This window comes from Parasphingorhabdus sp., from assembly GCF_039982415.1.
GTDB lineage: Bacteria > Pseudomonadota > Alphaproteobacteria > Sphingomonadales > Sphingomonadaceae > Parasphingorhabdus.
The window spans coordinates 707119-727242 of the sequence record NZ_JBDWYL010000006.1; the positions used below are offsets into that span (position 1 = coordinate 707119).

The 20124-nt window shown below is 50.6% G+C and carries 20 protein-coding genes and 1 pseudogene; 13 read left to right on the forward strand and 8 right to left on the reverse strand.

The window, feature by feature from the left end:
- The first annotated feature begins 37 nt into the window (after window positions 1-37).
- The gene (gene tadA, locus ABJU74_RS09135) at window positions 38-496 is read left to right on the forward strand and encodes a tRNA adenosine(34) deaminase TadA (protein WP_348383323.1); all 459 of its coding nucleotides are present in this window, start codon (window positions 38-40) and stop codon (window positions 494-496) included.
- Here the strand turns inward: tadA and ABJU74_RS09140 are convergent.
- Both ABJU74_RS09140 and ABJU74_RS09145 read right to left on the reverse strand, forming a co-directional pair.
- Complete coding sequence (locus ABJU74_RS09140; protein ID WP_348383322.1) at window positions 493-1293, reverse strand: LytTR family DNA-binding domain-containing protein; 801 nt, start codon at window positions 1291-1293, stop codon at window positions 493-495. The two genes, tadA and ABJU74_RS09140, sit on opposite strands and share 4 nt — an antisense overlap.
- Entirely contained in the window at window positions 1290-2519 is a 1230-nt protein-coding gene (locus tag ABJU74_RS09145; protein ID WP_348383321.1) for a histidine kinase, read from the reverse strand. The genes ABJU74_RS09140 and ABJU74_RS09145 overlap by 4 nt, the downstream gene beginning before the upstream one ends.
- A gap of 94 nt (window positions 2520-2613) precedes the next feature.
- Between ABJU74_RS09145 and ABJU74_RS09150 the strand changes: the two genes are divergently transcribed.
- A complete protein-coding gene (locus ABJU74_RS09150) occupies window positions 2614-3195 on the forward strand; it encodes an HD domain-containing protein (RefSeq protein WP_348383320.1) in 582 nt (193 codons plus the stop codon).
- 40 nt (window positions 3196-3235) lie between these two features.
- On the opposite strand, the gene ABJU74_RS09155 is transcribed toward ABJU74_RS09150, so the two are convergent.
- A complete protein-coding gene (locus ABJU74_RS09155) occupies window positions 3236-3778 on the reverse strand; it encodes a helix-turn-helix domain-containing protein (RefSeq protein ID WP_348383319.1) in 543 nt (180 codons plus the stop codon).
- Between the two features lie 183 nt (window positions 3779-3961).
- Between ABJU74_RS09155 and ABJU74_RS09160 the strand changes: the two genes are divergently transcribed.
- Both ABJU74_RS09160 and ABJU74_RS09165 read left to right on the forward strand, forming a co-directional pair.
- The gene (locus ABJU74_RS09160) at window positions 3962-4294 is read left to right on the forward strand and encodes a hypothetical protein (RefSeq protein WP_348383318.1); all 333 of its coding nucleotides are present in this window, start codon (window positions 3962-3964) and stop codon (window positions 4292-4294) included.
- A 191-nt stretch (window positions 4295-4485) separates the two neighbouring features.
- Window positions 4486-6576, forward strand: coding sequence for a bifunctional (p)ppGpp synthetase/guanosine-3',5'-bis(diphosphate) 3'-pyrophosphohydrolase (locus ABJU74_RS09165; RefSeq protein ID WP_348383317.1), 2091 nt, complete (start codon window positions 4486-4488; stop codon window positions 6574-6576).
- Between the two features lie 32 nt (window positions 6577-6608).
- Here the strand turns inward: ABJU74_RS09165 and ABJU74_RS09170 are convergent, their stop codons facing one another.
- Complete coding sequence (locus tag ABJU74_RS09170) at window positions 6609-7196, reverse strand: FKBP-type peptidyl-prolyl cis-trans isomerase (protein ID WP_348383316.1); 588 nt, start codon at window positions 7194-7196, stop codon at window positions 6609-6611.
- 48 nt (window positions 7197-7244) lie between these two features.
- Window positions 7245-7451, reverse strand: coding sequence for a 30S ribosomal protein S21 (gene rpsU / locus ABJU74_RS09175; protein ID WP_074204042.1), 207 nt, complete (start codon window positions 7449-7451; stop codon window positions 7245-7247).
- Between the two features lie 309 nt (window positions 7452-7760).
- Here rpsU and ABJU74_RS09180 point away from each other — a divergent pair, with 309 nt between their 5' ends.
- On the forward strand, window positions 7761-8525 hold the full coding sequence (locus tag ABJU74_RS09180; protein WP_348383315.1) for a class II aldolase/adducin family protein: 765 nt from the start codon (window positions 7761-7763) through the stop codon (window positions 8523-8525).
- Between the two features lie 58 nt (window positions 8526-8583).
- Window positions 8584-9123, forward strand: a complete 540-nt coding sequence (locus tag ABJU74_RS09185) for a (2Fe-2S)-binding protein (protein WP_348383314.1) — start codon at window positions 8584-8586, stop codon at window positions 9121-9123.
- Between the two features lie 359 nt (window positions 9124-9482).
- On the opposite strand, the gene ABJU74_RS09190 is transcribed toward ABJU74_RS09185, so the two are convergent.
- A complete protein-coding gene (locus tag ABJU74_RS09190) occupies window positions 9483-11627 on the reverse strand; it encodes a TonB-dependent receptor (protein WP_348383313.1) in 2145 nt (714 codons plus the stop codon).
- 165 nt (window positions 11628-11792) lie between these two features.
- On the opposite strand from ABJU74_RS09190, the gene arsC reads away from it, so the two are divergent.
- Both arsC and ABJU74_RS09200 read left to right on the forward strand, forming a co-directional pair.
- A complete protein-coding gene (arsC, locus tag ABJU74_RS09195) occupies window positions 11793-12143 on the forward strand; it encodes an arsenate reductase (glutaredoxin) (protein ID WP_348383312.1) in 351 nt (116 codons plus the stop codon).
- A 51-nt stretch (window positions 12144-12194) separates the two neighbouring features.
- Window positions 12195-12926: a ParA family protein gene (locus ABJU74_RS09200; RefSeq protein WP_348383311.1), complete on the forward strand. Its 732-nt coding sequence runs from the start codon at window positions 12195-12197 to the stop codon at window positions 12924-12926.
- Window positions 12927-12955: 29 nt separating this feature from the next.
- Here ABJU74_RS09200 and ABJU74_RS09205 read toward each other — a convergent pair whose 3' ends face one another.
- Complete coding sequence (locus ABJU74_RS09205) at window positions 12956-15328, reverse strand: EAL domain-containing protein (protein WP_348383310.1); 2373 nt, start codon at window positions 15326-15328, stop codon at window positions 12956-12958.
- A 96-nt stretch (window positions 15329-15424) separates the two neighbouring features.
- A complete protein-coding gene (locus ABJU74_RS09210) occupies window positions 15425-17155 on the reverse strand; it encodes a fatty acyl-AMP ligase (RefSeq protein ID WP_348383309.1) in 1731 nt (576 codons plus the stop codon).
- Window positions 17156-17299: 144 nt separating this feature from the next.
- Between ABJU74_RS09210 and ABJU74_RS09215 the strand changes: the two genes are divergently transcribed.
- The 5 genes and pseudogenes from ABJU74_RS09215 to ABJU74_RS09235 form a co-directional block, all read left to right on the forward strand.
- Window positions 17300-17860, forward strand: coding sequence for a regulatory protein RecX (locus ABJU74_RS09215; RefSeq protein ID WP_348422843.1), 561 nt, complete (start codon window positions 17300-17302; stop codon window positions 17858-17860).
- Between the two features lie 135 nt (window positions 17861-17995).
- Window positions 17996-18658, forward strand: coding sequence for a cold shock domain-containing protein (locus ABJU74_RS09220; RefSeq protein ID WP_348383307.1), 663 nt, complete (start codon window positions 17996-17998; stop codon window positions 18656-18658).
- 5 nt (window positions 18659-18663) lie between these two features.
- Entirely contained in the window at window positions 18664-19179 is a 516-nt protein-coding gene (locus ABJU74_RS09225; RefSeq protein WP_348383306.1) for a DUF192 domain-containing protein, read from the forward strand.
- A gap of 75 nt (window positions 19180-19254) precedes the next feature.
- Complete coding sequence (locus tag ABJU74_RS09230) at window positions 19255-19644, forward strand: NADH:ubiquinone oxidoreductase subunit NDUFA12 (protein ID WP_348383305.1); 390 nt, start codon at window positions 19255-19257, stop codon at window positions 19642-19644.
- Between the two features lie 203 nt (window positions 19645-19847).
- Window positions 19848-20099, forward strand: a pseudogene (locus tag ABJU74_RS09235) (DUF2155 domain-containing protein); the annotation flags it as partial.
- Window positions 20100-20124: the final 25 nt, after the last annotated feature.

Below are 20124 nucleotides of genomic sequence, written 5' to 3' on the forward strand. Positions count from 1 at the left end.
TGGCCATTTCACTGGCTTCACGCTAATCGCTCAAGAGATGAACGACGAAAGCTATCTTTCCTTTATGCCGCAAGCCCTGATTCTCGCTGGCAAAGCCGCGGAGGCCGGCGAAGTTCCTGTGGGAGCGATTGTGGTGAGAAATGGTGAAATTATCGGCCAAGGGCACAACCGAACACGGATCGACAATGATCCCAGCGCGCATGCGGAAATTGTTGCCATACGACAGGCTTGTGCGGCGGTGGGCAAAGACCGGCTGGATGATTGCGATCTATGGGTGACATTGGAACCCTGCACCATGTGTGCCGGGGTCATAGCCCATGCTCGAATCAGACGGCTCTATTATGCTGCGGCTGATCCAAAGGGCGGCGCAGTGGAAAGCGGTGTGCGCTTCTTTTCCAATGCTACCTGCCATCATCAGCTTGAAATTTATTCAGGATTTGAAGAAGATGAAGCCGCCGCGATGCTCCGGCAATTTTTCTCTGATCGCCGCGGCTAGTGAACAAAGCGGGCAACAACATCCCGATAGCTACGGCTGACTTTCACTTGTGCGCCGGAGCCGAGAATCAGGAAACATTCGCCATTTGTATGGGGTTTCACTTCGCGAACCTGACCGAGATTGACGATGGTCGAGCGATGGACGCGCTGAAAATTGCGGGGGTCTAGACGCTTTTCCAGATCTTTCATCGTCTCTCGCAAAATCAATGAGTTATCTGCAGTATAAATACACATATAGTCGCCAGCAGCGTCAATCCGCTCAATCGTATCCACGTCAACGCGGAAAATCTGACCACGGTCTTTCACATTGATCAGCTTTTCATAGCGGCTAGCAGCGGCTGGTTCTTCGGCATTTTCCAGATCTGCCATGGCCGATGGCGCAACTTCGCTGAGGACATTTTTCAGTTTTTCAATTTCTTCGGCGCCGCGTTTTTCAGACAATCGCGTGCGCACGCGCTCGAGGGCGTCTGCGAGCCGGTCTACTTCCACCGGTTTAACGAGATAATCAACCGCTTCTGCCTCAAATGCGCGCACCGCATGATCGGCAAAGGCGGTCACAAAAATAAACAGCGGGGGTTCGATTTCCATAATCCCTTGAACCACTGAAAAACCATCAAATCCGGGCATTTGGATGTCGAGAAACACCAGGTCGGGTTTCAGCGTTTTGATTTTGCGAATGGCTTCGCGGCCATTGCTGCACGTATCGATAACTTCGATATCTTCAAATTGTTCGAGACGGATTTGAAGGCCTTGAATTGCTAATTTCTCGTCGTCGACTAATATCGTTTTTATCGTCATGGGTTAATATCCTCTTGGTGCGATGAAACTGCGGCGGGGGCGGTGACGAGACCCCCAGAGCTCCTATCGGATGCATGCTCCCCAAAAATAGCTTCGTTCCTGATTTGGCCAGAAGAAGGACTCTCCTGTGCGGCCTTTTTCTCGATCTGTTTTCTGGTTTCAAACGGCAACGCAATGATCACAGAAAAACCGCCTCCCGCTGAAGATTTAATCTCGAACGAATGCGCTTCTCCATAAGCTTGGTTTAATCGCTCCTGAATATTTCCTAAACCCACGCCGGTTGAATAGGTATTTTTTGCGATCGGGCCGTTTTTCCCCGGTCCGGTATCCGATACGATAATCTTCACCGATTTATTTTCCATGCGCGCCGATACGGAAATATCAGCGCCTTCTTCCATCGGCGTTACCGCATATTTGATCGCATTTTCTACTAGCGGTTGCAGCAATAAGGACGGCAATAGAGCTTCGCGCACCGCTGGCTCAATATCGAAGCTAGGGCGCAGACGCTCTTCAAAGCGCATTTTTTCTATATCGAGATAGAGATGCAATGTTTCCACTTCCTGCGCCAAAGTGACGCGGCTGTGTACTTCATTGACCAATGTGTGGCGCAGAAAAGACGACAAACGCGATAGCATCGCATTGGCCGGCTCGGTTTGTTTCAGCAGCACCAAGGTTGAAATACTGTTCAGCGTATTGAACAGGAAATGGGGATTTAACTGATAGCGCAGCATCGCCAGTTGTGCTCGGGTTGCCTGGGTTTCCAGCCGCAGCAATTGGTCATTTTGTTCTTCCACCCGCAAAAAGAAATTAATCGCAAAATAGAGCGCCGACCATGCGCCCAACATAGTGAAATCGACAAAGACATAGCCGACGAAAAGACTGGCAAAGCCGGTTTCAATGCTCGGATTCTGGATTAAAAATACCCAGGCATCAATAAAGGCAAACAGGGCCGCAGCAATGGACAAGACAATGGTGGTCGTCACCCAGGTGACAATCGGCTTTTGATGGATGAGGTTTTTATAGATAACCGACAAAAGCAGCGAGATGGAATAGCCGGTGATCGTCGATATGATGATCGGCAATAAAAAGCTTAGTGGCTGTCCATTGGCGATACCGGAAATTCCGCGCAGCGCTAGAGCTCCGGCCCAGCCTGCGGATTGCAGGTTCCAGAATGCGCGGTTTTTATTGCCAAAAAAGGGCTGAGGTCGGATTTCCATGACGGCCATATATCCTATCTATAGCGTGCCATTGCCGTTTGGGAAAGAATCGCATAATAACTTACTGGAAAACGCCAAAAGGCGGCTGACAAAGGAGAGTGCAATGGGCGGTCCGAATGAAGTGACAGCAAAATTTTCTTCAATGGAAGAAGGCACCGAAGAAGATTGGAAGATTATTGGCGGCCATTATATGCCCTTTGCCAGCAAGGTTGCCGATCGGGTTCTGGATCATTTGCGCTTGCTTGATGGCGACTATGGCGGCTTTCCGGTGGATCGCTTGGAACATAGTTTGCAAACCGCGACGCGGGCTCATCGCGATGGGCAATCGGATGAATATGTCGTGATGGCGCTGCTGCACGATATTGGCGATACATTAGGGACGTTTAATCATCCCGACGTGGCAGCGGCCATCCTGAAGCCATTTGTCAGCGAAAAATTGCATTGGATCACCGAGAAGCATGGGATTTTCCAAGGCTATTATTTTTTCCATCATCTTGGACAGGATCGGGACATGCGCGAGGCCTTTCGCGGGCATGAGCATTTTGAAGATTGTGCCGAATTCTGTGAAAAATATGATCAGAAAGCTTTTGATGCCAATTATGACAGCGCGCCGCTTGATTTTTTTGAACCGATTGTAAAGCGGGTCATGGCGCGGCCGGTCAACAGCATATATGTGAATGATTAAAGACGGCCGTTAACACCGCTTTCTTAAAGTCGAGTTGGCCTTAGGCGGCTGATGGTTCGCCCAAACCTTTCAAATGACGGACGACCATATCGTCGCGGTCATCAGTATTGCGCGCTTGGTGATTTTTCAGCTCGGCTTCATCAATCCAGCACAAATCATCCAAACCCAATTGCCGGTCGTCATGGGCGCGGAGAGAAATCCGGCTAATCGGCAGACGGTCTTTGGCATCGGCCAATATAGGGTTGGACGGAACCCCCGTTTCCCATTTCTCGCCCCATTGTCTTATCGCCACAATCACCGCCAATAAGTCAGCTCCCTTATCGGTCAGGCGATATTCGACTTTGCGTTTGTCATGGTCGCAAGGCCGCCGCGACATAATCCCGGCGTCAACCAATCGTGTCAGGCGGTTGGCCAGTATATTGCGGGCGATACCGATTTCCGACAAAAAATCTTCAAAATGGCGCACGCCATTAAAGGAAGCGCGTAAAATCATGAAGCACCATCGTTCCCCGATAACTTCAAGAGAAATAGGGAGGGAACAGCCTGTTCCGAGTTCTGCGAGATTTTCTGTCAATTTATCCATGAGCATTACCTAGCCGAGTTTTCAACAAACCCAAAAAAAAATATAAGTTTTTAGTTGCAACTTAAAACCTATTAAACTAAGTACTGATTCGCAACCTAAATTGCAAGCTGGTTTTCCTACTAATTTTTCTCCCCGGGAATTTCGGCGCAACCAAAGGATGCATTAGACTTGAAAGGAAATATAATGCTTCTCTCCCTAAACCGCCCGCTGCGCAATATGTCCATGTTGTTCGTTGCCATTTTGACCACCACATTAATTTTCACCGCGAGCGCCGCCGATGCGCGTAGTAAACCGGTCGCCTATTCGATCGAACTGCAAGAACCGGTTGAACAATCGCGTCACATTATCAAGGGCACGATGATCTATTGTGAAGGCACCCAATGCAAAGGCGCCAAAAGTACGTCATCGATCCGCACCATCTGCGCCAAATTGTCCCGCAAAGTCGGCCCCATTGCCGCTTTCTCTTATAAAGGAGAAGAAATTTCGCCGGAAGCACTGGCAAAATGTAACGGCTAAACCGATTAATCCTGCCTAGTGATGGCAGGGAAGTTCATGTTTTCGACCGGTCTCTCAATCCCGTTTACGTCACGCAAGTGACTCGACCGGTCCAACTTCAGCGTTGAAGTCAAGCCTTCTTCCCTCGAAGGCATTGTCTTCAACGCTATTTTTTTGTTGCTCCGGCGAAGAAAGCCAGACAGTTTACGGATGTGTTACGCCAATATGAACTTGTTGAACGGGTCCGCAGCTATGATCCCGAAGCAGATGAAGATCTGATCAACCGCGCTTATGTGTTTTCGGTTCAAAAACATGGCAGCCAAAAACGGGCCAGCGGCGATCCCTATTTCAGTCATCCGATAGAAGTGGCTGGCTTGATGACTGATCTCAAACTGGATCAACAGACTATTGTGACAGCCCTTTTGCACGATACGGTTGAAGATACGCTGACAACTACGGAAGAAATCCAAAAACTATTCGGATCTGATGTCGCGCGATTGGTTGATGGCGTGACCAAATTGTCAAAAATCGAAGCCCAGACGGACAATGAAAGGGCGGCGGAAAATCTCCGCAAATTTCTGCTCGCTATGTCAGATGATATTCGGGTCCTTTTGGTTAAGCTCGCGGATCGATTGCACAATATGCGGACCTTGCATTTTATCAAAAGCGAAGAAAAACGCCGCCGTATTGCCCATGAAACCATGGATATCTATGCGCCCTTGGCAGAGCGTATCGGCATGTATGAATATATGCGCGAAATGCAGTTGCTGGCTTTCAAGCATCTCGAACCGGAAGCTTGTGAAACCATTACGGGTCGCTTGGACGCGATCAAGACGGGTGACGAGGGTCAGGTACATAAAATTGCCCGGTCCCTGGAAAAAGCCCTGGCGGCCGGAGGACTGGCTGCGGACATAAACGGACGCGAAAAACATCCTTATTCAATCTGGCGTAAAATGCAGGAACGCCATGTCAGCTTTGAACAACTAACCGATATCATGGCGTTTCGCGTTATCACCGACAATAGCGCGGAATGCTATCGGGCTTTGGGCATATTGCATCAGAAATGGAAAATGGTGCCTGGCCGCTTCAAGGACTATATTTCAACACCCAAGCGCAATGGCTATCAATCGCTGCACAGCACGATCATGCACGGCAATAATATGCGGGTCGAAATACAAATCAGATCCGAACGCATGCATCGCGACAATGAATATGGGCTCGCTGCCCATTGGGCCTATAAGCAAGGCGGCGGGCCGGATGGCCAAGCTGGATGGATTCGCGATTTGATTGAAATTCTCGATCATGCGGAAGATGCAGAAGAGCTGCTCGAAAATACCAAATTGGCCATGTATCAGGACCGGATATTTGCGTTCACGCCCAAGGGCACGTTGTTGCAAATGCCGCGCGGATCGACGACCGTGGATTTTGCCTATGCCGTGCACACGGATTTGGGCAATCAAGCGGTTGGTGCAAAGGTCAATGGCCGCCATGTTCCCTTGCGGACGCAATTGACCAACGGCGATGTTGTAGAAATTCTCAAATCCAATGGTCAGGAACCACAGCCGGGTTGGCTTTCATTCGTCATAACTGGCAAAGCGCGCGCTGCTATCCGCCGGTTTGTCCGCCATAAGGAACGGGATGAAATCGTTGAAATCGGGACCAAGCTTTACGATGAAATTGTCCAGCGCTTGCCCGGCAAGGTTGGGAAAAAAGCGATGAAGGCTGCTCTCAAACGTCTCGATTTGGAAAGCGATGATGATTTGATGATCGCCATTGGCACGCGGGAATTAAGCGACCGGGAAGTGATGGAAGCGCTGATGCCCGGCAGTGTGAATGACAATGATGTTGATCGCGAATGGCCAGAACAAGATCGCGCCATTTCGATCAAAGGACTAACCCCCGGCGTGGCCTTTGATTTGGCCGAATGCTGTCATCCGGTGCCGGGCGATCGCATTGTTGGTCTCCGGCGCAGCGGCGCCAATGTCGAAGTGCACGCTATTGATTGCATGAAATTGGCCGATGGTGTGGATGCCGACTGGGTTGATCTAAGCTGGGGCACTGAAACCGACGGCGCCCCCGCACGCTTAATGGTTGTTCTCCACAATAAACCCGGGACACTCGCTGAAATGGCGGGTATTTTTGGCTTTCACAATGCCAATATATTGCGGCTGCGGATGACCAATAGAGATGCGCCTTTCCACACATTTGAAGTGGATCTGGAAGTGCATAATGTACATCATCTTATGCGCATCATATCTGCGCTGAGAGCATCAGACGCGGTTGCGCAGGCCGAACGGTTATAAGGCGCGGCTTGACGGCCGCTATTCGCGAAAGGTTATTGGCCTGGAAGACCGGGTGGCGGCCCACCGGGAATTCCGCCTTGCTGTTGCATTTGTTGCTGCAAGGCTTGCATCTGCTCAGCGGAGATAAAGTCGAGCAGGGTAACATCAAAAATCAGGACCGAATTAGCTGGCAGTTCAGGACTGGGCGATTGTTCACCATAACCCAATTCAGACGGGATCCAGATCCGATATTCGCCGCCTTTTTGCATCAATTGCAAAGCTTCCGAAAAGCCAGGGACGACCCCACCAACCGGCATGGGCGTTTGTTCATTCTGGTCGAACACATTCCCGTCGCGGGTTGTGCCCTTATAGTTGACCAGAGCGGTGTCGGTAGCGGTGGGTGATGGACCTTCACCAGGCTTCAGCGTCTTGATCTGTAAGCCAGTTGCAGTCGTGGTGACGCCGTCTTCTTCGCCATTATTGGCGAGAAACTGTTCGTTGCTGGCCCCGGTTTCGACAGCATTTTGCGTTCCGGCCCACGCCAGGGCTCCGGCAACTGCTAATACCAAGGCCAGTCCGATCCACAATTTGGTCAACGACCCCTTCTTTATAGGCCGAATGGGAACAGTGGTTACGGACATAGCAGATTACCTGTTGGCTAAGAGTTCAGGATCGGAAAACAAACCGGCTTAAATAGTGCCGTCGCGTTCCATACGTTTGCGTTCCATTTTGCGCGCGCGACGGACAGCGGCAGCTTTTTCGCGTGCCCGCTTTTCCGACGGCTTCTCATAGTGCCGACGCAGCTTCATTTCGCGATACACGCCTTCACGCTGCAATTTCTTTTTGAGCGCCCGAAGGGCTTGATCAACATTATTGTCGCGAACCATGATTTGCATAAGACTAAGTAACTCCGTTCAAATTTCTATCTATATTCCGTGGCAAATATTATCTGCAACCTGGTCAAATCATAACCGGCCGAAAATCTCATTAAGCCATAAAAAAGGGTTTGCAGATGATTCGATCAGCTGCAGTCGGAGCGCGCCTAACAGGCTAATCCACCAAATTCAAGCATTTCCGACTCTAAACTGTTGCTTTTCTGCCGCGTTGAATCGGCTCATTTGATTGATGCAAAGGCTTTTGATTATCTCAAGGGCCTGTGCCATATCCGGTTGAAAGCGCAATGGATGCGAATCAGGAGATGGAAAATGGCGACGGCAATTAATGTTCAATCGCATTGCAGCACCGAAGAATGGCAGGCTCGCCAACGTTTGGCCGCCTGCTATCGGATATTCGCGCATCTCGGCTGGGATGAAATGATCTTCAATCATGTGACGCTAAAAGTGCCTGGCGAAGATGATGCTTTTCTGATCAATCCCTATGGTTTGCATTTTAGTGAGGTCACGGCTTCGACGCTGGTCAAAATCGATATTGACGGGAACACGCTGGATGGATCAACCTATCCCGTTAACAAGGCGGGCTTTACCCAGCATAGCCTGTTCCACCGGGAATTGCCCGATGTGCATGCAATAATTCACACCCATACAACGGCGACCATGGCTGTCGCATCACTGGAGGGCGGGCTGCAGCCGGTGAATTTTTACGCCGCAGCCATTGTCCCGCGCTTGGCTTATCACAAATTTGAAGGGGTCACCGTCCATGCTGAAGAAGGGCCGCGCTTTCTCGCAAGTTTAGGCAACAAGCGGATGATGCTATTGGAAAATCATGGACCCGTGGTCATGGGGCGGACATTGGAAGAAGCGTTTCTCAACCATTGGGTGTTGCAGCGCGCCTGTGAAATTCAAATGCAGACTTTGGCGATGGGCAAACCCGTCATGATCGGTGAAGAAGTGATCCAAAAACATTTGGCCAATCTCTCGCAAGCATCCATTGATCCTGCGATTCAGGGCGTGCCCGAATTTGATGCCATGGTCCGTCTGATTGACCGCGAAGACAAAAGCTGGCGGGAATAAACCCGTTTGTCAGGCTGGCATGCGGCCGAGCAGGGAAAAGCGGAATGGCTGATAGAATATGACCAAATTTACCGTCAATAACCGGCCCGTCGAATATCGTATGGATGATCAGACCCCGTTATTATGGGCGCTGCGCGATGCGTCGAACCTGACGGGGACAAAATATGGCTGCGGCACGGGCGACTGCGGGGCCTGTATGGTCGAAATTGATGGGGAAGCGATTCGGAGTTGTTTGGTCACCATTGGCGAACTTGAAGGGCGGTTTATCACAACGATAGAGGCGTTGTCGCGGGATCGCAGCCACCCAGTACAACAGGCATGGGCGGCAGAAAATGTCCCGCAATGTGGCTTTTGTCAGTCCGGAATGATCATGGCAGCATCGGTCTTGCTCAAAAAAAATGAAAAGCCTTCGGATGAAGATATCGATCAGGCCATCACTAATATATGTCGATGCGGAACCTATCCGCGGATCCGTGAAGCGATTCAACGCGCGGCGCGTGTAGCGCGCGGTGAAGATGTGCTCAGTGCGGCGCCGCCGCCTGGAATTGATCCGGTTGATGCGGCAAAAGCGGTGCCTGCTTTGACACCTAAAAAATAGATTCTCTCATGAAACGGACGCGATTTTTCGTGACTTCTCGGCGCCAGTACATGCTGAACCCGTCGTTCGGGGGGGTGGGGGTTTCGACAGGTCCAGCATGATCTTATGTAAGCAATATCGTAAAAAGTGCATGTCTAGAAACTGAACAATCCAGTCTTATGATCTTTGTAGAATTTTATCACTCAAATCAAATATTTCCTGATACGGAAAAGGTCATTTTACTGTTGTCACGGCTATTTTATTTATACGCTTATCTCATCAAATTTTGCGTAAAACAAGCCTCGGCTAACCCCATCCATCGCTAAAATTATGCCGCTGGACCCACCCAGAGACCCTAGATTGAAGCTATCGAAACCCCTTTAAAAGCGCCCGCTGATAGAAAAGCGTGCATTAATGGGCGCGCCCACAGATGCCTGATGGGTGGCGTGTGAATTTGGAAAATAAAGCGTATCGGTAAGATTCTCAATATTGACCTGAATGCGCAGATTTTCAGACAGGTTAAAATAAGCCGCCGCATCCACACGGGTATAGGCAGGCAAAACCGCAGTATTGCCATTATTGATAAAGCTTTCGTCCTGGTGGGTCAGGCCGAAACCTAAGCCAAATCGATCAGTGACCGCGATATTATTCCAGATCGAGAACATATTTTCTGGTAGTTCCCGTGGCCGCAAACCGCTGGGTCCGGAACGGTTCACCTGTTCGCCGTCCAAATAGCTATAGCCAGCTGATATGGTCCAGCTGTCGGTCACTTGTCCTTGCAACTGTAATTCGAAGCCTTGAATATTGGAGTCAATGACATCGAGAGTTGACGGATCATTATCAGCAACTTGTGGCGAACTTTGTTCGATTTCGAAAATCGCGGCGGTGAGACTCAACCCCTGTTGGAAGTCCCATTTTATTCCCGCTTCCAAATTGGTGAATGTATTGGGATCCAAAGCATTATTGCTGCCATTAATATTGGCAAATTGCTCTCCGCTCCGCGGAAGGAAAGATTCGCTATAACTGCCGTAAATAGAAATATTCTCTTGCGGTTTGAGGATAACCCCGAATCGCGGAGAAAATTCTTCATCTTTGCGTGTTCGCGTTTCATTGGCGGGAACGTTGAACACTTCAATGTCGAAACTGTCAAAGCGAACCCCAACAATGACGTCGAGCCACTCGGTTAGCTCGATCTGATCTTGAATATAAGCCGAGAAAACATCGATATCGACGCGTGTGTCATCGTTGAGATCGACTGTGAAATCATTGGCTGTAGCGCGGCCATCGGCAACAACACCAACGCCGCCGTTTAGCGCGATGGGGCGGGTTGCAAAAAAATCTGCGCGGTCGGTTCGGGCGCCAGCCACCATATTGGCGACATCATCGACGGACGTAGAGAAACGCGAATTGAACCGGTTTTGATCCGATGATGTGCTGATATATTCGCCGCCAAAAATCAACGTATGCGCAATGCTACCGGTTTTAAATTCGCCGACAAGATTGCCCGAAAGGATCAAATTTTGCCGTTCGGTAGTATCGATATAGCCATCCAATTCCGCGATGTTGGTGGCTGGGTCGTAGCTGTTGGCAAAAAAGTTGGAATATACCTTGTCATAATCTCCGTAAAAAGCGCTGAAATTGCCTTTGAGATTCTCCGAAAAGCTATGCTGAAGTGAGGCGCGCAACAAATGGGCTTGGAGCTCTGTAAAATTAAGCTCCGGATCGCCGAAGACCACATCGCGCAGCGCTTCCACAGGACGACCGTCGGCGCCAGTGGGGATGCCGCGATCGACAAACCGCTCATGATCGGCATATTCATAGGATAGATCGAGGGTTGTATCCGGGCCGAGTTGAAATTTGGCGGTTGGGTTCACGCCAATGCGATCTCCGTCGAAAAAATCGCGATGATTATTGAGGCTCTCATACATGCCGTTAATCCGGAAGGCGACATTATCGCTGGTCGAGATATTGACATCGGCTTGTATGCCAAAAGCGCCAAATGTGTCGACACTGGCCTGGAAGCCAGTGAAGTTTTCGCCAATAACGCCTTTTTTGGTGACACGGTTTAAAATGCCGCCTGTACCGCCGCGGCCAAATAACAGCGCATTGGGCCCGCGCAAAATCTCGACTTGCTCCAAATTATAGAGCGGCCGATAATATTGTACATCATCACGCACGCCATCGATAAAGAAATCAGCCGTGGATCGAACACCGCGAAACACAACGGCATCGCGATGGCCCTCGCCTTGGGAGCTGTTCACACCGGGTGTGTAGTTGATGATCTGGCCAATGCTCGAAAAGCCGCGCTGTTTTATTTGCTCAGCGGTCACGATCGAAAGGCTTTGCGGGACATCAATAATCGGCGTGGGCGTTTTGACCGCATTGATTTGATTGGAATACAAAATTTCACCATCCACGATAATATCGGGACTGTCGCTTCCCGCTTCCGCTTCCGAAGCATGGGCCGTGGCGGGAACCAGTATCGTGCTTGCCAAAAAGAAGGAGATGGATTTAGATTGTAACATGAACGGGTTCCCAGATAACAGTTTTTGCGACCGATTCGCAATATTGCTACCTGCTAGTGATAATGATTATTAACAGCAACCAAAATCATTGAAAAATTTTTCATTCTGTCCAAAAGGCCGATCAATGAGGTTTTTCAGCAACAAGTGATTTTTCCGGAGAATGAAATGAAAGCGACTATTTGGCATAATCCTAAATGCGGGACGTCCCGCAAAACATTGGCATTGCTCGAAGAAGCACCGGATGTTGATGTGACCGTGATTGAATATCTCAAAAATCCCCCGACCCGTGCCAAGCTGGAACAACTCTATTGCGATGCTGGTATCAGTCCGAAAGAGGGCTTAAGAACGCGCGGTTCGCCCGCTGAAGAGCTGGGATTGACGGATGAAAGCGCTACTGCGGATCAAATTTTGGATGCTATGGTCTCCGAGCCCATATTGATCGAAAGGCCATTGGTAGAAACGGATAAGGGGGTCCGGCTTTGCCGCCCTCAAGAAAAGGTCCAGGGCATCATCTGACATTCCGACAATTTGGCGATATTTTTAGCCTGATTAAACCGGATATCTGCCATGGCTGTTATCGCAATTTATAGTTTGAAAGGCGGCGTTGGTAAAAGCTGTACAGCGGTCAACTTGGCTTGGAACAGTGCTGTAAACTCTTCGCGCAAAACATTGGTCTGGGACATTGATCCGCAAGGCGCAGCGTCTTTTATATTAAATGGCGACCGGCATAAAAAAGACCGCGCCCGAGCTATGATCGCAGGGGATATAAAGCCGGCAAAGCTGATCAAGCCAACAACTATCGAGAATATTGATTTGCTCGCCGCCGATATATCGTTGCGCGGTTTGGATCGCTTTTTTTTCGACCTGAATAAGAAAAAGCATATGGGGAAGATATTGACCGGACTGAAAAAAGACTATGATCGGATCATTCTCGACTGCCCTCCAGGATTGACGGAAACCAGCGAACAAATCTTGCGAAATGCCGACTTGGTCATTGTCCCGGTCATCCCATCACCGCTTTCTCAGCGCGCGCTCACTGATGTTCAGAATTTTCTTGATTCTAGGCGTCGCAAACATGCACCGCTTCTGCCTGTATTCACGATGGTTGATCGCCGGCGGACTATTCACAAGGAAACATTAGCGCGGCATCGCAAATGGCCTGTCATTCCCATGTCCAGCGATGTTGAACGGATGACCCGATTGAAAAAACCAGTGGGTGCGCTGTCCCCTCGCAGTCCTGCGGCGCTTGCTTATGCAAAAATTTGGCGTGGAATCGAAAAGAAGCTGGCTAAGCTCTGATCCATCCGATCGGATAGAAATAATTTGGATTACGCAGCTTGGCCGCCAAGCTGCGGAGTGCTGTCCCCGAAATCGTTAAACAATTCCATCGCATCATATGCTGCCATGGGTCGACCAAAATAATAGCCCTGAATTTTGCTGCAACCGAGTTTCTGGATCATTTTAACCTCTTCTTCGGTTTCCGCTCCCTCGGCCGTAGTGGTCATGCCCAAGCTATCGGCCATAGCCACCACTGCGCGAATAATGGCGAGGCTTTCCGGAACTTTTTTGGCGGCCCCTTGCACAAAACTGCGGTCGACCTTGATCGTGGAAAAGCGCGTTTTGCGGAGATATCCAAGTGAAGAATAACCGGTACCAAAATCATCCAAGGAGAGATTAATCCCCAATCCGATAATCTGATCCAGAACTTGCGTGGCTCCGGTTCCTTCCCGCATGAATATGCTCTCGGTAACTTCAATTTCCAGTCGCTGTGCAGGCAATTGGCTGTCTTGCAGAGCCGAAACAACCATATCGAGGAAATTCGGATCGGTGAGTTGGTCAGCGGATACGTTCACGGCAATTTTTACCGTTGAAGGCCATTTCATCGCCTCTTTACAGGCCGTCCGCATTACCCATTCGCCTATCGGAACGATGAGCCGCGCGTCTTCTGCCAACGGAATAAATTTCGCCGGCGAAACAATGCCGAAATTGGGATTGGTCCACCGAAGCAGCGCTTCAAAGCCCAAAATTCCGCCTGTATCGGCGCTGACAACCGGCTGATAGTTGAGCGAAAACTCGTCATTGTCCAAAGCTTTGCGCAACGCAATTTCCATTACCCGGCGTTCTTCTGCATGGACGTGCAGCTTGGGCTCGTATTGATTATGGGCGCCGCCGCCCTGGTCTTTTGATCGATAAAGCGCAAGATCGGCGCTGCGCATCAACATTTCGACGGTCCGGCCATCGCGCGGACCAATGGCGGTTCCGACACTGGCTCCGATATATAAGGTATGCTGATCCACTTCATAGGGGCGCGACAACGTGTCGATAATCTTTTTCCCGAGCATTTCCATATATTGGGAATCGCTCGCGTCGCGGATCACTATGGCAAATTCATCGCCGCCCAAACGACCGCACAGTTCGTTGTCGGTCATGATGGAGCGCAGTCGCTCTGACACTCGGGCCAGCAGCCGGTCCCCGACCGGATGGCCGAGCGTATCATTGACCGCCTTGAAGCGATCCAGGTCAATCATCATGAAGCCGCAGCGGCCATTCCACTTGTCTGAATCCTGTTGGGCTTTTCCTAATGTCTCGGTGAGTTGCAATCTGTTCGGCAAGCCGGTCAGTGTATCGAACCGGGCCATATGCGAAATTTTGTCGGCAGATTCGCGCTGTTCGGTGACATCAGAGCCAACCCCGCGAAAACCGTGAAACGCGCCGTTCTCGCCGAGTTTCGGAGAGGCTGAAATTTCCCACCAACGGGTTTCATCATTGATCAATACCGGAACCAGCATATTGCTGAAACTGTCTCGCCGTTTCAGCTTTTCAGCCAGTTCATGCAAAGCGGGGGGGAATTTTCCCGAATCCCATGCTTGTCCGGCAACCAACTGAAGAAAGGGTTTCCCTTCAATATCTTCCGCGGTTCGTCCGACCGCATGCGCAAACCGAGGCGACACATGGGTCAGGCGGCGAGATGTATCGGTTTGCCAGAGCCAATCCGCGCCTGTATCTTCAAATTCGCGTAAGAGCAGGCTGACGACCTCTTTCTTCTCGTTAAGATTGGCTTCAGCAATTTTCCGGGTGACGAAAGAACGGCCGTTCATCAGGCAGGATGTAACCAGCAACATCGCAATGGCCGCAGAGGCGGTGGCCATTTGATAGCCATTGATGAGATACCACCCGATGGTGGAAGACAGTCCGCACATGCTGATGAAAATGATGCTCGAGAGCGGCACCGCGGACATCAGCATTGCGGATCCGACCATCAAACACAGCACCAGAGCCCAGATACCGACCATGACGCTCACGTCGCCTGCCGGGCCAAAGAGTATGATCGCGGCTGACCATAACAAGCCGCCAGCCGCCGAGGTGATAAGCGTATCGATATTTTCCCGGCGAGAAATGCTCTTTCGTTCCCGCGCCATTTCCTTGCGGCTTTTGAGATAAGAAAAAATATACAAACCAAAAAGAGCGATGGTCCAAATGCCGAGTAGCCAGCTGTTGACCTGATCGAGACTGAACTGGATGGCCAAAATACCACAAGTGATAGAGCCCATCATCTTGAGGAAACCATTTTGATGCATACCCTCAAACTGGAGCACGCGAATGCGGCCCCAATCAATGCCTTCTGGGTCCGCAATGCCAAGTAAGACGCGCAACGGAACTTCCTGCGGGAGGCCGGGTGATGATGATAGCTTTTCTTCCACGCTTTCCCCTTAAGAGGAAAACCTTATCGAATGGTAAGCGCCGGATGATTTTTTACGTTTATGGTTAACCGATATTAACGATTAAAGCCCTTGGTTTTAAGCCGCCACGTCATAGGGCTGGATATCTCCGGATAGATAAAGATTGCGCGCTTTGGCCCGACTGAGCTTTCCGGAACTGGTGCGTGGTAATGTCCGCGGTGGAACCAATTCAATCACGCAATTCATTCCGGTAATGGCCCGGACTTTTTCCCGAATCTCGTCTCGCAGCCGCAACCGTTCCACTTCATCTGATGTTCGGCATTGAACCAGCACAGCGGGCGTTTCGTCCCCACCAGGCGTGGTGATCGCAAAAGCAGCAATATCTCCGGCCTTGAATCCGGGCAATTGTTCCACCGCCCATTCAATATCTTGCGGCCAATGGTTTTTGCCATTGATGATGATCATATCTTTCGCCCTGCCGACTATGTATAAATAGCCATCGGACAAATAACCCATATCTCCGGTATCAAGCCAGCCATCTACCAAACAGGCGTCCGTGGCTTCCTGATCCCGATAATAGCATTCCATGACCGACGGGCTTTGCATCCACACTTTACCGACGGCTTTTTCGGGCAATAGGCTGCCATCTTCTTCGCGAATTTCCAAAATAGTATCCCGAACGGGTTTTCCGCAATTGACAATGGCGCGATAGCGTTTCGGACGGCTGCCATCGGCTTGCTTCTCTCCGGCAAGCTCGGTTTCTTCAACCAGTTCCACTTCCATACCTTCGCCCGGCGGCATGATGGTCACCGCCAAGGTTGCCTCTGCAAGGCCATAGCTAGGCAGAAACGCTTTGGCGTCAAACTGCGCCGGTGCAAATGCATCGGTAAAGCGCTGCATGACATCGGGGCGAATCATATCTGCTCCGTTGCCGGCGAGACGCCAACGCGACAGGTCAAAGCGTTCGGCGACATTGGATTGGCTGCCGATCCGGCGGGCACAAATTTCATAACCAAATGTTGGCGAAAAGCTGCATGATGTGCCGGTATTGCGGGAAATGAGATCGAGCCACGACAAAGGCCGCCGCGCGAAATCGGATGTTTTAAGATAATCGGTCGAGACCTGGTTGCAGACCATGGAGATGAAGCAACCCACCAATCCCATGTCATGGTAGAAGGGCAACCATGATACGCAGCGATCATCGTCACCGACGTTCATGCCATAAGAATGAGAACCCACATTATGTAGCAAGGCCTTGTGCGAAACCGCGACGCCATGCGGAAAGCGGGTCGAGCCACTGGAATATTGCAAATAGGCAATATCGCTGCTTTTGGCTTGCGGTAGCACGCATTCGGGCACAGAGTTTTCTGCAAATTTATCCCAACCAAAAACCGGGATTTTTCGCGATTGCCCTGCGGCGGACGCGAGCTCTTCAATTTCATCTGGGTAGAGCAATATGGCAGGATCACAGCTGTCCAATTGCACGCCAATTTGATCAATATAACTGTCTTTGCCCCCGAAAGACGTGGGGAGCGGCAGGGGAACGGGCCAAGCACCGGCATAAATGGCACCAAAAAACAGCGCGCAAAATTGTGGCTCCGTATCCGCGATTAAGGCCACTCGATCACCCGGCTTCACACCAAATCCGATGAGCCGGCGGGCGGTATCAAGCGCGTCTTTTTGCAACTCTTTGAAAGGATAGACGCGCACCAGCGATGCCCGCGCATCATGGAAGTTAAAGCCTCTTGCTCCTTTTGCCGCATAGTCAAGAGCTTCTCCGACTGTGTCAAAGTCAGCGAAACGGCGGGGAAGATCATCGGCGGTTGGGGTTGGCGTCAATTCGGTCATACAAAATCCATTTTCCAGAAGGTCCAGCCTTCTTACAAATTGTCATTTTCTTAGATAATCTGCCGATTTTTAAGTGAAAACCGGCAGTTTTAGCCCTAAATAAACTCTATTGATTGCAACTGGCGTTTAAATTTCGGCTCTACTGTGGCACAAAAAGGGCAGTGGTTCTGTATCAGGGACGAAGCGTTGAAAAATAGCGGCAAAGCGTTGAATGAAAACAGCTTGCAGGAGTTAGCTCTGCGCTATGTCACGCGCTATGCGACCACCCGCCACAAATTAAAATCCTATCTTTTCCGCAAATTACGGGAAAGAGACTGGGCCGATGACCGGCCCGCTGAGGTCGATGCGATGGTCGAACGCTTTGTCGAGCTGGGATATGTGGATGACGCGCTTTTTGCAAAGAATAAGGCGGCGTCTCTCGCCAATCGCGGCTATGGAAAAAGGCGCGTTACCCAGGCTTTATATCAAGCAGGCATAAGCGAGGGGGATGATCAGCAAGCACTCGCGTTAAGTGACGCCAAAAAATGGGACGCCGCGCAGACTTATGCACGAAAAAAATCCATCGGACCATATGCGGATCAACTTGCTGATCAAGACAAGAGCCGAAAACAACTGCAAGCCTTTTTGCGGGCCGGACATGATTTCGATATTGCATCTCGTTTTGTGTTTGCGCGCCCCGGTGAAGAGATAGAACCAGAGCAATAGACGCTTATTTTTTGCGTTAAAATATTCTGATAACAACAAGAATCGCAAGTTTACAATTAATATGCTATATTTTTACTTCTCGATTCTCTTCGATTGAAGAAGCAATGATTCGGGTAGTGTGTTCGGAGATAGGTTGTGGCAAGTTTATATGCGGAACCCGCCAGAGCGAATGACGATGGCAGCAGCGATCGATCATCAACCCGTTCGGGTGAGAGTAGCAGCGATAACGTGACAGAAAATCGGGGTGCGCCGGCAGTGGCTGCATCCCAGACCACAGGTCAGGTCAAATGGTTTGATTCGCATCGCGGATTTGGTTTTATCGTTCCCGATCCAGACGATCAGGAGCAGTCAGACTTGAAGCCGGGTCAGGATATTCTGGTGCATTGGACGGTTCTTGAACCGCTCGGCCGCCGGGATCTCCCTGAAATGGCGCGCGTTACTTGCGAATATGTCGATGCTGCAAAAGGACTTCAAGCCACCAAGATACTTGATATTGATGAATCAGATTGCGAGCAATTGGTACATCCACCTGCTCCAGAAACAAGACGGAAGGCGATCCATATTGTCGAAGATATGGCTTCTTTTGTTGAAGCCGAAGTCAAATGGTTTAACCGCGCAAAAGGCTATGGCTTTTTAGTGGTCGACGGCATTGATGGCGATATTTTTGTCCATATGGAAACATTGCGCAATGCCGGGATTGGCGAAATCATGCCCGGCCAATTGTTGCTTGCCAGAATTGATGCGGGTGATCGTGGTCATATGGCCGTGCAGATCAGTATCCCGCAGGCGTCCGTATAAACATTGTGAAAATTGTGCATAATCTGACACGTTGGGCGTTCATGCCGTTGGTTTATTGTGCGCTCGCAGCCTGCTCCGCGCAAGCTGGTGATGCGCGCGGAAATGCAGCCGGTGAAAATAGTTCGCAGGACAAAAGGTCACCCGCAGGCTTGCGTTTGATTCCACTGACGATTCAGTCCAAGGACAAGACGCATAATTTTACGGTCGAGCTTGCCGCGACCCAAGAAGAGCAAGCCCAAGGCTTGATGTTTCGCACCGAATTGGCACCCGATATGGGTATGATTTTCCCGTTTGATCGCGAAAGAATGGGCAGCTTCTGGATGAAGAACACCGTCATTCCGCTCGATATTATCTTTATCCGCAAAGACGGATCCATTGAATCGATAGCGGCCAATACTGTGCCTTATTCGCTGGACCCCGTGCAATCGGGAGAACCGGTCGCGGCGGTTTTAGAACTGGCCGGGGGGCGGGCAGCGCAACTGGCCATTGAGCCTGGCGATAAAGTGAACTGGAACGAATAAGTCTGCCTTTAAAGGCGAAGACAATTGTGCATTTTTTAATTGCGAACCCCCCACTCGGGGCGCTAAGCGGACCCCATGGGAATATTAAGCAAAATTTTCACGTGGTGGGACGGTGCAACCATTGGCACCTTGCTGTTTAGCGCGCGCAAAGGCCAATCTGTTGGCGAAGATGTTTTTGGCAATAAATATTATCACTCCAAAGATGGAGCGCAGCGCTGGGTAATCTATTCTGGTTCCAATGATGCCAGCCGAGTACCGCCTGAATGGCACGGCTGGCTGCATCAAAGCTATGATGAGATCCCTGAAAGCCATTTGCCACAGCCGCGGATTTGGGAAAAACAGCCCACCGGAAATCTCACTGGTACGGCGGACGCATATCGTCCGGCTGGCGCTCTGGAATCCGGTGGGATTCGAGCGGCTGCAACGGGCGACTATGAGCCATGGAATCCGGCCGAAACCGAATGAAATCTGTAGCTCATCTCGTTGCTGGAAAAAGGCAGCGGCTATTTCCGCTTGCCGCCAGTATCGTTTTTTTATCCGGTTGCGGGTTAATTGATGACAATGCGGTTGATGATGAAAATGCCGGACAACCCGCAGAAAAAGCAGAATTGGAAGCAACGGATGACAATGAACTTGTCCAGCCGATAAGCGAACAAATTGGCACGCCCATGGCGGAACGGGTTGCGACCCTGGGTTTCCTCAACAAACGCAATGGCCTGACCCGGGATTTGGAATTGAAGCCCGGACAGTCAATTCGTATCGGCCGCGCCATCGTCCGTTTGCGCGCCTGCGAGCGCACGGCCCCTTGGGAATTGACACCGGAACAAGGCGCATTTGTTCAACTGCTCGTCAATGATCGTCCCGCCACACGGCAAGGGGATGACAATTGGAAAAAAGTGTTCTCCGGTTGGCTGTTCCGCGAATCTCCATCTTTAAATGTGGTGG

Coding starts and splice junctions, on each gene's coding strand:
- tadA (WP_348383323.1), top strand. CDS start 38: ATGAACGACGAAAGCTATCTTTCCTTTATGCCGCAAGCCCTGATTCTC.
- ABJU74_RS09210 (WP_348383309.1), bottom strand. CDS start 17,155: ATGACCGAATTGACGCCAACCCCAACCGCCGATGATCTTCCCCGCCGT.
- arsC (WP_348383312.1), top strand. CDS start 11,793: ATGAAAGCGACTATTTGGCATAATCCTAAATGCGGGACGTCCCGCAAA.
- ABJU74_RS09150 (WP_348383320.1), top strand. CDS start 2,614: ATGGGCGGTCCGAATGAAGTGACAGCAAAATTTTCTTCAATGGAAGAA.
- ABJU74_RS09145 (WP_348383321.1), bottom strand. CDS start 2,519: ATGGCCGTCATGGAAATCCGACCTCAGCCCTTTTTTGGCAATAAAAAC.
- rpsU (WP_074204042.1), bottom strand. CDS start 7,451: ATGCAAATCATGGTTCGCGACAATAATGTTGATCAAGCCCTTCGGGCG.
- ABJU74_RS09170 (WP_348383316.1), bottom strand. CDS start 7,196: ATGTCCGTAACCACTGTTCCCATTCGGCCTATAAAGAAGGGGTCGTTG.
- ABJU74_RS09200 (WP_348383311.1), top strand. CDS start 12,195: ATGGCTGTTATCGCAATTTATAGTTTGAAAGGCGGCGTTGGTAAAAGC.
- ABJU74_RS09230 (WP_348383305.1), top strand. CDS start 19,255: ATGGGAATATTAAGCAAAATTTTCACGTGGTGGGACGGTGCAACCATT.
- ABJU74_RS09160 (WP_348383318.1), top strand. CDS start 3,962: ATGCTTCTCTCCCTAAACCGCCCGCTGCGCAATATGTCCATGTTGTTC.
- ABJU74_RS09140 (WP_348383322.1), bottom strand. CDS start 1,293: ATGACGATAAAAACGATATTAGTCGACGACGAGAAATTAGCAATTCAA.
- ABJU74_RS09180 (WP_348383315.1), top strand. CDS start 7,761: ATGGCGACGGCAATTAATGTTCAATCGCATTGCAGCACCGAAGAATGG.
- ABJU74_RS09190 (WP_348383313.1), bottom strand. CDS start 11,627: ATGTTACAATCTAAATCCATCTCCTTCTTTTTGGCAAGCACGATACTG.
- ABJU74_RS09155 (WP_348383319.1), bottom strand. CDS start 3,778: ATGGATAAATTGACAGAAAATCTCGCAGAACTCGGAACAGGCTGTTCC.
- ABJU74_RS09185 (WP_348383314.1), top strand. CDS start 8,584: ATGACCAAATTTACCGTCAATAACCGGCCCGTCGAATATCGTATGGAT.